The following is a 13,123-nucleotide window of genomic DNA, read 5'->3' as shown; positions in this document are numbered from 1 at the left end:
GAGGTTCGTAATGAAAAAGATCATCTTTATTTGCTTCAGCTTATTACTTGCCCTGACAGGAGGATGCAGTATGAATGACAATGATAAAAACACCACAAATGACAATAAAACAGAAGCGGTAAAACCAAAAGACATGGATCCCAAGGATCTGCCTCAAGTACCTGCGTTTCAGGACGAGAAAACGAGAGAGTACATGGTGTCAACAAAAGAAGAGGAACCAGGATATTATTTGCTGGAATCTAAGCTGAAAGGGTTTAGGATGTTGTTTCCGGAGGATGGGAAGTATCTATCAAGAAGATCATCGTTAACCGGGAAAAACAAAGAAAGTATTGGATTTAATAGTTATGATAAAGACACCAATGTAATGTTTGATGGCCATGTAACATATTACAAAGAAGAAAGTTTTGCGAATGAACCTAAGACAATGCTAGATATTGTTAGTGGAAAAAATGATTATAAAGGCGAATACAAAAAAAGCAGCAAAAAGAAAACGGATATTTACACTGCCAAGAAAAAAGACATCTTTGACGATATTGATAGAAAATATAATTATTCATACAGTTATTTTGGATATGTTAAGTCTACAGAGGAAGATAACCTAGGAGTAGAATACGCCTTTACCCTTGGATGCAAAAATGAAAATCAACCATGCTCCTTAGATGAACAAAAGGCTAAAAATAAAGTTGAGAAATTAATTAATTCTATCACCTTTTTAATAGATAAAAAGGAGAAATAAGATGGGAAATAAAAATGTATTTGAGAATGAGAACGTAAAGTTAAGGCTAATTGATTTAGAATATGACTATAAACAAAAGTTTGCCTCAACTATTGCGAGTGAAGTTAAGAAAGCTAAGAAGGATTTCGAAGCAGATATACGCAGAATTTATAAAGAGGAAACCCACCACGATCTTCCTGAGAATATGAAAATTGAAATTTACACCTCCAATGAACTTGTAAATCAGAATACAAGTATACAAAGTTCGACCAGAGAATCAGGTTACGATGGAACGGCAATCCATATAATAGATGAGAAAAAACATATTGATCAGCTTCAGATTATTTCAGAAGGTAGTGCCGATAATAAGGATTGGTCATATAACTTTTTTGGTCTTTTTTTAGGAATTGATCATAGTCAGTATGAGGCTACAAAGGAGTTTACTAACAAAGCAAAGAAAGCAGCAGGTAACTCTGAGGATTTAAAAACATTCGCCTTAGGACATTCACTTGCAAATAATAACCAAGTTATGGTGCAATTGATTGATGGAGAATATGATGAAGTTTATGGGGTAAATGGAGCTCAAGTCAATATTGATCAATTACTTGAAACTGATGAAAGTTTATATAGATATGTTATTAGGAAATTTAGTTATAAATATGAAGATATAGATTCCATCCCGCCAGAAAAGTTAAAAAAAGAAATCCAAAAATATTATGAAGACAAAGGCGTAACAGCAAACATCACCCAACGCATCTCAAAAGATGACCCGCTGTATGGAGTCAGCGGCAAGGCCGATTTCATTACATTCGGTGATGTGAAGATGGCAGATACAAATACAAGTGTAAAAGGCATCCGAAACATTATGGATGGGGTTCCTGACGAAGATGTGAGGTCAATTCAAAAATTCCTTCAAAAATATAAGGATGACTATGAAAAAGACGGCTTGAACGGTTTTATAAAGGCAGCCAGCGGGATAGACATAGACCTGATTGAAAGAGTGAAAAACACAGACGGCGCTTTAAAGAAAGTAAGTGTCCTATATGAGCATTTTGATGATGTTAAGCAAATGTATGGCCGAATAAAAGAGGAACTGCCGTCGTTTTTAGGTTTTCTTCATACCTTGTTGAGAAACAGCGGACCGGTCGTAGATCAGTTAGCTGAAAATGGTTATATTGATGAAACGCAAAAGAAAGTGATCAAAAAAGAATTAACGAATATTAATGCGAGTATGCGAGGCATAGAATTACGGTACGAACATTTCATAGACCATCTAAAGCATGGCCAATTTATGCAAGCTTTAAAAGACGTTGGTGAAATAGTGGACTACGTAAAATCAATTCTGTCCTCATTGAAAACACTCGACACAGAAACAAAAGACGCACTAAAACTTATCGTCGACGGCCACAGCATCGTTCAAATGCTCAACGCCTTGTCAAAGGAAAAAGGCTTCAGCTATAAAGGCTCCGATATTTATTTTACAGGGAAGAGCGGCTCGGGAGAAACGATTCAAGTCAATCTCTCATCCGCTGTCAGAATCTATCAAAACGGTATGAAAATCGTTGAAGATATGGAAGATGCGATTTCTAAGTACCAGAAGGTTTACAGTCAGGAAATCGATGAAGACTTCATAGACAAAAAGCAGGCGATCATCACGGCTATTCATCATATGGAAGAAAACCCTTCGCATTATGCCTTCGATCTTCAATTCCGGCTTGCAGCTGGTTTCAGCCACACATTCGATAAATTGGAGAAAATCTCAGTTCATGAATCATTCCACACAGGTGCGCTTCCTGCTAATGATGGAATTGTTGCTGAATTAAAAAAACAGACAACAGAAAAAAGAGATTTTATCAAAAATATCCGCGAGAGTATTGAAAAGCTGTTTGAAAAAGAAGAAATGGTTTCTCAGTTATTTGATTTTCAGCCTTAGGAGGAATATGAAGAGTGACTTCCTTATTTTCAGAAAGTGAAACAGAAATTGTATCAACGACCTATATGTTTCTTACCCAAGATGAAATGAAGGGGAAAGCGGGCACCCTCAATCAACCGATCAACGACTTTCTCAGCCTGACAAAGAAATTTGAGTCTTCATTAAAAGAGGAAATCAAAGGGCAAAAAGGGTTGATTGTAAAAAAAATAAAAAAAGAGCTTGAGTCTAAAAGCGAAAAACGAGAAGCTGCCCTTGAGATGATAAAAGAAGAACATACCGCAAAAGTTGATCGATACAAAATGATAATTGAAGACCTGCGACAGCAGGATGTAACATTGACTTATAGAAAAAAGAAGCCTGTGAAAGATGTCTAACATAAAAATCTCCTATTCAAACAATGAGTGGGAGATTTTTATTTTGATCACGGTAAAAATATACTGAAAAAGTCTTTCTCCATTGATATGATTGAGAAAGAGTAAAAATCATCCTTTTGCTATGACTTTTCACCTTTCTGAACGCTGAAACAGGAGGAAAATATATGCCAACCAAGAAACAAAAATCTAAAAGTAAATTGAAACCCTTTTTTGCCTTAGTAAGACGGACCAATCCTTCTTATGGAAAGCTTGCCTTTGCGCTTGCCCTCAGTGTTGTAACCACGCTGGTCAGCCTGCTCATTCCATTATTAACGAAGCAGCTTGTCGATGGTTTTTCTATGTCAAATCTGTCAGGCACGCAAATCGGTTTGATCGCGCTGGTGTTTTTCGTTCAGGCGGGTTTAAGCGCTTATGCCACCTATGCGCTTAACTATAATGGACAAAAAATCATTTCCGGGCTGCGGGAGTTACTATGGAAGAAATTAATTAAGCTTCCTGTCTCTTATTTCGATACAAATGCTTCCGGAGAAACAGTCAGCCGTGTAACGAACGATACGATGGTGGTCAAAGAATTGATTACAACCCATATCAGCGGATTTATTACAGGCATCATTTCTGTCATTGGATCATTGACAATCTTGTTTATTATGAACTGGAAGCTGACACTGCTTGTGTTAGTGGTCGTTCCGCTGGCCGCTCTTATCTTGGTGCCGATTGGACGGAAAATGTTCTCCATTTCACGAGAAACGCAAGATGAAACAGCCCGTTTTACAGGCCTGCTGAATCAAATTCTCCCAGAAATTAGACTCGTCAAGGCTTCAAATGCGGAGGATGTCGAATATGGGCGCGGGAAGATGGGGATTTCCTCATTATTTAAGCTTGGCGTTCGTGAAGCTAAGGTTCAATCACTTGTCGGCCCGCTTATCTCACTCGTGCTAATGGCAGCGCTTGTCGCAGTGATCGGATATGGCGGCATGCAGGTATCTTCAGGCGAACTCACGGCGGGAGCGCTCGTGGCTTTTATTTTATATTTGTTTCAAATTATAATGCCGATGGGCCAGATTACAACGTTTTTCACACAGCTGCAAAAATCAATCGGTGCAACAGAACGAATGATTGAGATTTTAGCAGAGGAAGAAGAAGATACAGTGACAGGAAAACAAATTGAAAATGCGCATCTCCCTATTCAGCTTGATCGCGTGTCTTTTGGATACAAGCCTGATCAGCTGATTTTAAAAGAAATCAGCGCCGTCATTGAAGCAGGTAAAGTCACAGCGATTGTCGGTCCGAGCGGCGGGGGGAAAACGACGCTGTTTAAGCTGCTTGAACGTTTTTATACTCCGACTGCAGGGACCATTCGACTGGGGGACGAGCCGGTCGATACTTACTCGCTTGAATCGTGGAGGGAGCATATCGGGTATGTATCACAGGAAAGCCCGTTAATGTCCGGGACAATCAGAGAAAATATTTGCTACGGGTTAGAACGAGATGTGACGGATGCTGAGATCGAAAAAGCCGCGGAGATGGCATATGCGCTCAATTTTATAAAGGAGCTGCCGAATCAGTTTGATACAGAAGTAGGCGAACGCGGCATTATGCTGTCAGGCGGACAAAGGCAGAGAATCGCAATTGCGAGAGCGCTTCTCCGTAACCCAAGCATTCTTATGCTCGATGAAGCGACCTCAAGTCTCGACAGCCAATCTGAAAAATCAGTTCAGCAGGCGCTTGAGGTGCTGATGGAGGGCCGCACAACGATTGTGATCGCTCACCGCCTATCTACCGTTGTAGATGCGGACCAGCTTTTGTTTGTTGAAAAAGGGGAAATTACCGGTCGTGGAACACACCATGAGTTAATGGCTTCCCATGGTCTTTATAGGGATTTTGCTGAACAGCAGCTGAAAATGAATGCGGACTTAGAAAACAAAGCCGGGTAAATTTTGGTCGAATCAGCCAATAAAAAAGAGGAGGGATTTTCCCAATCCTTCCTTTTGAACTATTGAGGGGCTTACGATTTATGGTATACTACTGACGGTAATATTGTATAAAACGGAGGGTAGTTGTGGGAAAACACACTTCTGAACATAAAAATCACGCACAAATTGTCCAGCTGCTTCAAGATGGACAATATTTTTTTCATAAAGGCTTGAAAGCGTATAAAGAGCGCAATCTAAAACGAGCAAGCAAACTGATTCAGCGCGCGGTTCATTTGGAGCCGGAGGATTCAGAGATGCTTTCACAGCTTGCGGTCATTTATTCGGAAATGGGCCAGTATCAAGAGTCGAACGATCTTCTTGACTATATCATGGCAAATCTGGAGGCCGAAATGCCGGAGTGCCATTACTTTAAAGCGAATAACTTTGCCCATCTGGGGCTCTTCCAGGAAGCTTATAAAGAAGCGGCCGCTTATTCTGATGCGGACCCGGATGGTGAATTCGCCGAAGAAAACGATAGTCTGCTTGATTTGCTCGATTTAGGAGACGACGGCATTGAAGATTCGTTGTATGATCAGGATGAACTGCTGGTGAAACAGGATCGGGCAAAGTCATTGCTGGAAAGCGGCCAGCTTGCTGAAGCGGTTGCGGCGCTTGAGGAAATCACAGCTGAATATCCGGAGCTTTGGTCAGCATACAACAATCTCGCGCTTGCCTATTTCTATTCAGGAAACGTTGTAAAAGCGAAGCAAACCGCTTATGAAGTGCTTTCTCATAATGAAGGAAATCTTCACGCCTTATGCAATCTTCTCGTTTTCTACTATTATGAAAGAGAAGACGAAAAAGTGGTGGAATTGAGTGATCAGCTCTCGAATGTCTATCCGATGCTAATGGAGCAGCGTTATAAATTGGGTGCTACTTTGGCGCTTGTCGGCCGCTACGAGATCGGATATAAATGGCTCAAATCATTATATAAAACCGGCTTTGAAGGTGACGACACCTTCTTTTACTGGCTTTCCTGCTCTGCTTATTTTACGGGACATACCGACTTTGCCGAGACGATCTGGAGAAAAGTCGAGTCGCAATATCCCGGCGAAGACCGCCCGGCGCCTTGGATTGAGCGGAGGGAAGCTCTTCCTTCATCTGTGGAACAGCGTCTCGCAGCCTATTATATCAGCAGCACAAAGGGAGAAACAGAGCATCTTGAAGCGGTGATACGCTCAAAGAGAATTACCGCTCCTTTTGAAAATCATTTTGTAAAGCTGCTTCTAAATGGGGATTCTGCGGCTGCTGACGTTTCAGAGGATGCACTTTTCGCCTATCAAACGGTCAAATTATTAGAGCAAGCTGAAAAAGAAGAGATGAAAACAGAAGTCATGAGCTGCTGGGTTTTCCATGTCATCCAGCAAATTCGTGCAGCTGCTCCGTTGAAGAATGAGAAAGGCTGGGCAGCAGCCATCTGTTATATTTGGAAAGAAGCCCATGGCAAGCAAGACACGAAAAAAGACACAGCGGCCCGATTCGGCATCTCTCCGGCAACGTTGACGAAATATATGAAATATATTGATGATATTCTAGAATAGTAAATTTTAAAGAGTCGATTTATTTAATCGACTCTTTTTTTGTTTGATAGATTATATTAAGAAAATAATATCGACAGTTTTTTTACACGCTTAAGAAAAATGACAAATGATGTGTGACTTGACATCTGTTTGAAACATAAATGTAATAAAATTTATCGCTAATTTGTCGAAACTTGATGGTATAATGATTCTCGTACATAAGGAATTAGTGTTTTTTACATATGATGTGAAATAAACGCTATACAACCAGAATAAGAGATGCACAGAATAATTAACCATAAACAACCATCATTCCTCGTAGAGTATGAGGAACGAAACTTGATGTTCAAAATACGATTCCAAATGAGGACAGGTTCACAGTAAAAGGGAGGATATAAAAAGTGAGAAAGAGTTTAATTACACTTGGTTTGGCTTCCGTCATCGGGACAAGCAGTTTTTTGATCCCATTTACAAGTAAAACTGCATCGGCGGAAACATTAGATGAAAAGAAACAAAAAATCGAAAGCAAGCAATCTGAGGTTGCTTCCAGCATTGAAGCGAAGGAAAAAGAATTAAGTGAGCTTCAGGAAAATCAATCAAAGATTGAAAAAGAACTGAAAGACATTAACGCTAAGGCGCTTGATACAAGTAACAAGATCGAAGATAAAAAAGAAGAAAACGATAAAACAAAAGAAGAAATCAAAAAACTGAAAAAAGAGATTAAAGAAACAGAAGCACGTATCGAAAAACGCAATGAAATCCTGAAAAAACGCGTTCGTTCTTTACAGGAAAGCGGCGGATCTCAAGGATACATAGATGTTCTTCTAGGATCAACAAGCTTTGGTGACTTTATCTCTCGTGCGACTGCGGTTTCATCTATTGTGGACGCAGACAAAGATTTAATCAAACAGCAAGAGCAGGATAAAGCGAAGCTCGAGGATTCTGAAGCGGATTTGAATGACAAGCTGAAAGAAGTTCAAGCTGCATTGGCTAAATTAGAAACAATGCAAAAAGACCTTGATAAACAGCTTAATGAAAAAGACAAGCTTTTCGACGAAGCAAAAGCAAGCCAGAAGAAAACGGCTAAAGCGATTTCTGAATTAAAATCAGAGGCGTCTGAACTTGCAAATCAAAAAGCAAATACTGAAGCTGAACAAGCACGCATCAAAAAAGAACAAGAAGCAGCGGCTGCTTTGATCAAAAAGCAGGAAGAAGCACAAAAAGCATCTGATGAAACACAAACAAATGACAGCCAAACGGCTACAACTGAATCAGCAAAAGCAAGCTCATCTGATGATTCTTCAGACAATTCTTCTAACGGTTCATCAAACAGTTCGTCTAACGGCTCATCTTCTAAGAAGAGCAGCGGCTCAAACAGCAATTCAGGCGGCACTGTTATCAGCAACTCCGGCGGAATTGAAGGCGCGATCAGCGTTGGTTCAAGCATTGTAGGACAATCTCCGTACAAGTTTGGCGGCGGACGCAGTCAGTCTGATATCAACAACCGTATTTTTGACTGCTCATCATTCGTACGCTGGGCATACGCTTCTGCAGGTGTTAACCTTGGACCTGTAGGCGGAACAACAACTGATACGTTAGTTGGCAGAGGACAAGCTGTCAGCGCGTCTGAAATGAAACGCGGAGACCTTGTGTTCTTTGACACTTACAAAACAAATGGACACGTAGGAATCTACTTAGGAAATGGTACTTTCCTAAACGACAATACATCTCATGGCGTATCTGTTGACTCTATGAGCAATCCTTACTGGAAAGCAGCATTTAAAGGCGTTGTAAGACGTGTTGTTCAATAATAAATATGACAAGGGCCTTCTATAAACAGAAGGCTCTTTCTTTATTAACATATACCCTTTTCGAATACATTTAATCGTGTTGAGCAAAAAAATAGCGTATCACCATGAGATTTTATAGGATATGGGTAAGGAATACGTTTGATGGGGATTCTTATCTTATAAGAAAGAGCCCAAACTTGAAAAGATGGTTTAAGGAGTGAATAGTGTGTCAGAAGAAAAAATTTATGACGTGATTATAATCGGCGCGGGCCCTGCTGGGATGACGGCCGCTGTATACACATCAAGAGCGAATTTATCGACATTAATGATTGAAAGAGGAATTCCTGGCGGACAAATGGCCAATACGGAAGATGTAGAAAACTATCCTGGATTCGAAAGTATCCTTGGGCCTGAGCTTTCTAACAAAATGTTTGAACACGCGAAAAAATTCGGCGCTGAATACGCTTATGGCGATATTAAAGAAGTCGTTGACGGCAAAGAGTACAAAGTAGTCAAAGCTGGTTCAAAGGAATATAAAGCACGTGCTGTCATCATTGCTGCTGGTGCGGAATATAAAAAAATCGGCGTGCCTGGCGAAAAAGAATTGGGCGGCCGCGGTGTATCTTATTGTGCAGTATGTGACGGCGCTTTCTTTAAAGGCAAAGAACTAGTCGTTGTTGGCGGCGGAGATTCCGCGGTTGAAGAAGGCGTATATCTGACTCGTTTCGCTTCAAAAGTAACGATTGTTCACAGACGTGATAAACTCCGTGCTCAAAGTATTCTTCAAGCGAGAGCATTTGATAATGAAAAAGTTGACTTCCTATGGAACAAAACCGTGAAGGAAATTCATGAGGAAAACGGCAAAGTCGGTAACGTAACGCTTGTCGATACGGTAACCGGTGAAGAAAGTGAATTCAAAACAGACGGCGTATTCATTTACATCGGCATGCTTCCTCTGTCTAAACCGTTTGAGAATCTGGGCATTACGAATGAAGAAGGCTACATCGAAACAAATGACCGCATGGAGACAAAGGTTGAAGGAATTTTCGCTGCCGGAGACATTCGCGAAAAATCACTGCGCCAAATCGTAACGGCTACAGGAGACGGAAGTATTGCGGCGCAAAGCGTACAGCATTATGTTGAAGAGCTTCAAGAAACGCTGAAAACCTTAAAATAAAAAGGGCTGTCATACGAGTTTCACATTACGTTACTGGGTTTTAATTCCGCTGTAACACATGTGTAATGCTTTTCGGTTATGATTAATAAAGTAATTGACCCCCTTTTTATAATGAATACACTTTTTTGGCACGGATTCTCCAGTTATCCGTGTCCTTTTTTTGTCCATAAATAAAAGATGAATGCCAGTTACAGCAAAATCATCTGAATTAAGGAATGAATATGCTGTAAAATAGAAGAAAAGATTGTCAATGTCTCTTCATTGTGGGAGGCATCTTGAAGCGGTATAATAAAGAGACGATGACAGGACGAAGGTTAGGTGACGTACTTGCAAAGAGTGACAAATTGTGTGCTTCAGACGGATGACAAAGTTCTTCTGCTTCAAAAGCCGAGACGCGGATGGTGGGTCGCGCCGGGAGGCAAGATGGAGAGCGGAGAATCAGTCAGAGACTCCGTCATCAGAGAGTACAGAGAAGAGACTGGTATCTATATCATAAATCCTCAATTAAAAGGCGTTTTTACCTTTATTATTAAAGACGGTGACCACATTGTCTCCGAGTGGATGATGTTTACGTTTGTCGCGGATTCTTATACAGGACAAAATGTATCAGAATCAGAGGAAGGCAAACTGCAGTGGCACGATGTCAATGACATTCAGAACCTGCCTATGGCCCCTGGAGACGGCCATATCCTTGATTTTATGATGAAGGGACAAGGGCTGCTGCACGGCACATTTACGTATACACCGGAATTTGAGCTGCTCAGTTATCGTTTAGACCCGCAGCACATCAAATAGAAAGACAAGTCAGGGGGGAGAAAGATGAGTGTTAGTGAATCACATGATATTCAGCTTGTCATTATAACCGGAATGTCGGGAGCGGGGAAAACTGTCGCGATCCAAAGCTTTGAAGATCTCGGCTATTTCTGCGTCGATAATCTTCCGCCTTCATTGCTTCCGAAGTTTTTAGAGCTGATGAAGGAATCAAATTCGAAAATGAGCAAAGTTGCGCTCGTGATGGATTTGCGCGGCCGCGAATTTTTTGACCGGCTGATTGAAGCGCTGGATGAAATGGCCGAAAATCCGTGGATCACACCGCGAATTTTATTCCTGGACGCGAAGGATTCCATTCTCGTCACAAGATATAAAGAAACGAGACGCTCGCATCCTTTGGCAGCGACTGGCCTGCCGCTTGAAGGCATCGCGCTGGAACGAGAGCTGCTTGAGGAATTAAAAGGCCGCTCTCAAATCATTTACGATACGTCTGACATGAAGCCGCGTGATTTGCGTGAAAAAATCGTGAAGCACTTTGCGACAAACCAAGGAGAGACATTTACCGTGAATGTCATGTCATTTGGTTTTAAATACGGTATTCCAATTGATGCAGATCTCGTCTTTGATGTCAGATTTTTGCCGAATCCGTACTATATCGAAAGCATGCGGCCGCTGACTGGCAAGGATAAAGAGGTTTCCTCTTACGTCATGAAGTGGAATGAAACACAAAAGTTCAATGAGAAATTAATTGATCTGCTGAGCTTTATGCTTCCATCTTACAAAAGAGAAGGAAAAAGCCAGGTTGTCATTGCGATCGGCTGCACAGGGGGCCAGCACCGCTCTGTGACATTAGCCGAGAATTTAGCTGATTATTTCAAAAAGGATTACTATACTCATGTTACTCACCGGGACATTGAAAAGAGAAGCCGGAAATAAGATGGGACAAAAGCCGAAAATCGCAATCTTTGGCGGCGGTACAGGTCTTTCTGTATTGCTACGGGGCCTAAAGCATAAACCTGTTGACATCACGGCCATTGTAACAGTTGCCGATGATGGGGGAAGCTCTGGCCGTCTGCGGAATGAACTGAAAATTCCGCCTCCCGGAGACATCAGAAATGTGCTTGCCGCTTTATCCGATGTGGAGCCGCTTGTTGAAGATCTTTTTCAGCACCGCTTCAATAAAGGGAATGACTTAACAGGCCATTCTCTCGGGAATTTGATTTTGGCAGCGATGACAAATATAACCGGTGATTTTTTTCACGCTGTCACTGAAATGAGCAAGGTGCTGAATGTAAGAGGAAAGGTTTTGCCGGCTGCCAATGCCAGTGTCGTTTTGCATGCTGAGATGGAAGACGGCCGCGTGGTCTCAGGCGAGTCAACGATCCCGGAATACGGACAGCGTATTAAGCGTGTATTTCTCACGCCTGAACAGATTGATCCGCTGCCGGAAACAATAGACGTGATCAGGGAAGCGGATTTGATTATTATCGGCCCGGGAAGCCTCTATACAAGCATTCTTCCCAATTTACTCGTCCCAAAAATCGGGGAAGAAGTGATAAAGGCGCCGGCGAAAAAAGTATACATTTGTAACGTGATGACTCAGCCCGGCGAAACGCTCCATTACACCGCTGCTGATCATGTGAAAGCGCTCAATCAGCATATGGGCTGTGGTTTTATTGATACGATATTAGTGAACAGTGAAGACATTCCCGACGAAATAAAACGTAAGTACGAAATGGAATCTGCGCGTCCTGTTGATTTTGATATCGAAGAGCTGAAAGCGATGGGGCTTGAAGTTATCAGAGATCAAATTGTAACGTATAAAAATGACGTAATACGTCACGATACACATAAAGTGGCCTCTCTTCTTGTTGATTTACTGAAAGAATGAAGCCTTGAAATGAGGTGGCTATATGTCATTTGCATCAGAAACAAAAAAAGAATTAACGAATCTGGAAGTGAAGGACTGCTGCATTAATGCCGAGCTGTCTGCACTCATTCGGATGAATGGAGCTTTATCATTTACAAACCGCCATCTCGTACTCGATGTTCAAACCGAAAATGCGGCGATTGCCCGCCGCATCTATACATTGCTGAAAAAACAATATGATGTGTCGGTCGAGCTGCTGGTCAGAAAGAAAATGCGGCTGAAAAAGAATAACGTCTATATTGTGCGTTTTTCAGAAAATGCAAAAGCGATCTTAGAGGATTTAAAAATACTCGGGGAGAATTTTGTGTTTGAACGAAGTATTTCGAAAGAGCTGGTCAAAAAGAGATGCTGCAAGCGTTCTTATATGAGAGGAGCATTTTTGGCAGGAGGTTCGGTCAATAACCCGGAAACCTCCTCGTATCATTTAGAAATCTTCTCTCTTTATAAGGAGCATAACGATTCATTATGTGACCTGTTAAATGAGTTTCAGTTAAACAGCAAAACGCTTGAACGGAAAAAAGGCTACATTACCTATTTAAAAGAGGCTGAAAAGATTACAGAGTTTCTGAACGTAATCGGCGCTCACAATTCGCTTCTGCGATTTGAGGATGTCAGAATCGTTCGGGACATGAGAAATTCGGTCAACCGCCTCGTCAATTGTGAAACAGCCAACTTAAACAAAACGATCGGCGCATCGCTGAGACAGGTGGAAAATATTAAATACATCGATGAAAGAATCGGCCTGGAGGCGCTGCCTGAAAAACTTCGGGAAATTGCGCAGCTTCGGATTGATTATCAGGAAGTGACGCTGAAAGAGCTGGGGGAAATGGTAGCAAGCGGGAAAATCAGCAAATCAGGGATCAATCACAGGCTGAGAAAACTTGACGAAATCGCAGAACAGCTGCGGACAGGGCAAACCGTCACTTTAAAATAACCGTAA

11 protein-coding genes are annotated in these 13,123 nt (G+C 41.5%); all 11 read left to right on the top strand.

Features of this window, described 5'->3' with window-relative positions; translation table 11 throughout:
* Positions 1-10 precede the first annotated feature (10 nt).
* The 11 genes from yvcA to whiA all read left to right on the top strand — a co-directional run bounded on the left by yvcA (position 11) and on the right by whiA (position 13,117).
* A complete protein-coding gene (yvcA, locus tag AC07VD_RS02000; RefSeq protein WP_494721572.1) occupies positions 11-736 on the top strand; it encodes a lipoprotein YvcA in 726 nt (241 codons plus the stop codon).
* Between the two features lies 1 nt (position 737).
* Positions 738-2,648 carry a DUF6792 domain-containing protein gene (locus tag AC07VD_RS01995; RefSeq protein ID WP_494721573.1) on the top strand — a complete coding sequence of 637 codons (1,911 nt, stop codon included), beginning with the start codon at positions 738-740 and terminating at the stop codon, positions 2,646-2,648.
* Positions 2,649-2,662: 14 nt separating this feature from the next.
* On the top strand, positions 2,663-3,022 hold the full coding sequence (locus tag AC07VD_RS01990; protein WP_160831880.1) for a hypothetical protein: 360 nt from the start codon (positions 2,663-2,665) through the stop codon (positions 3,020-3,022).
* 164 nt (positions 3,023-3,186) lie between these two features.
* On the top strand, positions 3,187-4,956 hold the full coding sequence (gene bmrA / locus AC07VD_RS01985) for a multidrug resistance ABC transporter ATP-binding protein/permease BmrA (RefSeq protein ID WP_064911625.1): 1,770 nt from the start codon (positions 3,187-3,189) through the stop codon (positions 4,954-4,956).
* Between the two features lie 125 nt (positions 4,957-5,081).
* Positions 5,082-6,536, top strand: a complete 1,455-nt coding sequence (locus AC07VD_RS01980) for a tetratricopeptide repeat protein (RefSeq protein ID WP_003228135.1) — start codon at positions 5,082-5,084, stop codon at positions 6,534-6,536.
* Positions 6,537-6,916: 380 nt separating this feature from the next.
* Positions 6,917-8,326, top strand: a complete 1,410-nt coding sequence (gene cwlO / locus AC07VD_RS01975) for a peptidoglycan DL-endopeptidase CwlO (RefSeq protein ID WP_494721574.1) — start codon at positions 6,917-6,919, stop codon at positions 8,324-8,326.
* 205 nt (positions 8,327-8,531) lie between these two features.
* Positions 8,532-9,482 carry a thioredoxin-disulfide reductase gene (trxB, locus tag AC07VD_RS01970; protein WP_003228139.1) on the top strand — a complete coding sequence of 317 codons (951 nt, stop codon included), beginning with the start codon at positions 8,532-8,534 and terminating at the stop codon, positions 9,480-9,482.
* A gap of 318 nt (positions 9,483-9,800) precedes the next feature.
* Positions 9,801-10,277, top strand: coding sequence for an 8-oxo-dGTP diphosphatase (locus tag AC07VD_RS01965; RefSeq protein ID WP_010886622.1), 477 nt, complete (start codon positions 9,801-9,803; stop codon positions 10,275-10,277).
* Positions 10,278-10,301: 24 nt separating this feature from the next.
* On the top strand, positions 10,302-11,189 hold the full coding sequence (gene rapZ, locus AC07VD_RS01960) for an RNase adapter RapZ (RefSeq protein WP_003243903.1): 888 nt from the start codon (positions 10,302-10,304) through the stop codon (positions 11,187-11,189).
* A 1-nt stretch (position 11,190) separates the two neighbouring features.
* Positions 11,191-12,144, top strand: a complete 954-nt coding sequence (gene mgfK, locus AC07VD_RS01955; RefSeq protein ID WP_003244450.1) for a gluconeogenesis morphogenetic factor — start codon at positions 11,191-11,193, stop codon at positions 12,142-12,144.
* A gap of 22 nt (positions 12,145-12,166) precedes the next feature.
* Complete coding sequence (gene whiA / locus AC07VD_RS01950; RefSeq protein WP_003243775.1) at positions 12,167-13,117, top strand: DNA-binding protein WhiA; 951 nt, start codon at positions 12,167-12,169, stop codon at positions 13,115-13,117.
* The last annotated feature ends 6 nt before the right edge of the window (positions 13,118-13,123 follow it).

This window comes from Bacillus sp. GW821-FHT01G09 (genome assembly GCF_059422205.1).
The sequence above is the reverse complement of the archived record's forward strand: the minus strand, read 5'-3'. Positions and strand labels throughout refer to the sequence as shown.